We start from the raw sequence: 3,055 nt of genomic DNA, 5'->3' as shown, positions 1-3,055 counted from the left end.
CCCAGTCGCGCGCGGTGACGCTCGCAAGGCAGCGCGCGTTGGCCCGGCTTGCCGTGTTTTCCAGTCGTGGTGCCGGTTGGCTGAGCTGGTCGAACCTCGCAATCGCGGCGTCGAGGTCCGCCTCATCGAATACCTCGCTGCGCTTGACCATGTCACCGTCGACCGTCAACAGGGCGACTCCGCGCCACTCGGCGTTGAAGCCTTCTCGCGACGTTTCCTGCGCGGCGTAAATCACGACTGCCCCAACGCTATTCAGCCGATGCACATTCTCGACATAAGTAGTGATGTCTTGGTTCGGGTCCGATCCTGCCTCGAAATACGCCGCCAAGTCCCCGGGTCGCATCGCGATCTCCCGTCGGTGGTCGACGTCGACCCAATCCGCCGTTGTCGCTGGCTGCTCATGTCGATTGATTGCTGCGTAACTCGCCGTGATGACCGACCACGCGCCTGCATAGGCTGCCGCTTCGCCGATGAGATAACGGTTGTCGAGTTCTTCGAATGCAGCATCAATGTCGTCAACGTCAAATGTGATCACTCCCGCGATCTGTTCGTCAGCATCGATTTCGACGACTTGCAAGACATCGTTTTGGATCGCACCGGGATCGCGCCCCGAGGCGCGAACACGCATCAAAGCGAGACGTTCGCCGCGGGTCGCCTTGACGCCCAACATCTTTATCGCGAAGCCGATGTCGGCGGCCGCCTGCAACTCTTGGATTCCGGCATTGCGGCCGTGCCGCACACCGCCATTCACCACTCGCCGGCGATCGTCGATCAACTCGTCGTCGGCCACCAAGCCGGTTATTTCTACCCAATCCTGGGCTCTGAAGTACTCCCACATGCGCTCGTAAACTCGACTTGCCGCATTTCCTCGCGGGGGTGCCGGCCGGCTGAGCTGATCGAATTTCGCGATCGCTGCGTCCAGGTGGGCCTCGTCGAATAGCTCGGAGCGGCTGAGCAGATCGCCTTCCACCGCCAGCACGTGGACATCACGCCACTCGGCGTCGAAGCCCTGTTGTGAGATCCCACGCGACAGATGGGTAACGACCGTTCCGATCTCGCTGAGCCGATGCACGGCCTCGATGTTGATCTTGGTGTCAGGCGAGTCGTCCCATGCCGCTTGGAGGTACGCGATCATGTCACCGGGGGCGAAAGCTGCTCCCCGACGGTGGTCAATGTTGACCCAATCGGGCGTAGTCGCGAGAAGCTCGCGCCGGTTGAAACCGGCGTAAGCAGCTGCGACGACGGACCACGTGTGTGCGTGAGCGGCCGCCTCGCCGGCGAGATATCGGGCATCGAGCTCCGCGAAGGCGGCGTCGATGTCGTCGACGTCGAACATGACGCAACGCGTCATCTGGTTGTGGCTGTCGACCTCGACAATGCGAAGGAGCTCCATATTGAGACCCGCAGCTGGCCCATCGCTAGCGGAAAAGCGGGCTCGGTCAAGTGAAAGGCGTTGTCCGCGGGTGGCGATGAAGCTTGGCGTTATGTCTTCGGTTCCGATTTCGGCACCCACGCGGATGTCGGATACGTTCGCCTGCCTTCCGCGGCGAATGCCGGTGCCCACGATTCGACGACGATCGTCAGCGACAATGTCTTCGGCCATTATCTTGGCCAACCCATCCCAGTCGCGTGCCGCGAAACATGTTCGAAGACGTTCCGCTGCTTGGGTTGCTGCGTTTTCCAATCGCTGTCTCGGCGGGCTGAGTTCCTCAAACCGCGCGATCGCTGCGTTCAGGTCTGCCTCATCGAAGAATTCGGTGTGGTTGACCATCTCGCCGTCAACCGTGACAACGTTGACGCCCTGCCACTCGGCGTCAAAGCCTTGGTGCGAAACACCATGCGCCGCATAGCTGCAAACCGCTCCGAGGTCGCTCAGCCGGTGCACGACCTCGATGTAGGGTCGGATGTTCCCAAGGTCCCACCCGGCACGGATAGTTGCGGAAAGTTCGCCAGGCCCAAAAGGTGTCGTCCGACGATGATCGATAGTCACGCAATCGGGCGTTATCGCGGGGAATTCGCGCCGGCCGACCGCGGCATAGGTTCCCGTGATCACCGACCAGGTCCGCGCATGGGCCGCGGCTTCGCCGCCGAGGTAACGGGCATCGAGTTCGGCGATGGCCGCGTCGAAGTCCTCGAGGTCGAACGTAACGGCCGCCACGATCCTCTCGTCGGCGTCGATCTCCACGACATTGAGGGCATCGTTTTGAATGGCCTCGGGATCGTGGCCGGAGGCGCGAACACGTGCGAGGACGAGACGCTCGCCGCGGATTGCGATGGCGCTCACCATCGATATCCTGAAGCCGACGTCTGCGGCCGCTTGCAAATCTTTGATCACAACATCCCGACCATGTTGATTCTCGGCTCTCACGACGCTTCGGTGATCGATTCCCGAATAGTTGTACGCCACGAGCTCGGCCAAGGCATCCCAGTCCCGGGCTGCAAAATGCGACCATTCGTTTTCGAATACGCGCGACGCCGTGTTCTCCAAGCGCTGCTCTTTATATGAGCGTTCTTCCTCGAATCGGGCTTGTAGGGAGTCGAGTTCGGCCATCGCGGCGTCCAAATCCTCGACGTCGAACCAGATCTGCACTGCGACCCGGCCTGTTTCGTCGATGGCGTACAGCTGAAGTAGCTCGTCGTAGGGCGCACCAGGACTCACGTCGGCACTGCTCGTTATCAATCGAGATAAAGCCAGCCGCTCTCCGCGCGCCGCGATCATGACGTAATCGATTCGCGCGGTGCCCATCTCGACCTCGCGCCTTATCCCCAGGCGCACCGCATCGGATGGCAGCGTGACACCGACGACCTTCCGGCGACTCTCGATCGAGGCATCGGGTGCGAATAGCCGATCGACCTCGTCCCAGGCCTGGCGATGAATAGCATCCATCACCCGTTCGCCCACTCGCACGGCCGCGTTGTCCAACTCGAGGTTCGGTACTTCGGGCACTGCCGGGGCCACCGGCGGAACGACACGCTCATCGAGCATGGAACGCGCCTTATCGGCAAGTGCCGCAGCACCTTTCCGCTCATACAGGCTGGCCGCGCGTTCGGCAGC

At 61.7% G+C, this 3,055-nt stretch carries 1 pseudogene; it reads right to left on the bottom strand.

From position 1 onward, the window contains the following. Window positions 1-2,986, bottom strand: a pseudogene (locus tag ACZY0B_RS27095) (BTAD domain-containing putative transcriptional regulator); the annotation flags it as partial. Window positions 2,987-3,055: the final 69 nt, after the last annotated feature.

This window comes from Mycobacterium sp. IDUB_19 (assembly GCF_055419445.1).
Note: the sequence above shows the minus strand (reverse complement) of the source record. Positions and strands in the feature narration are given on the sequence as shown.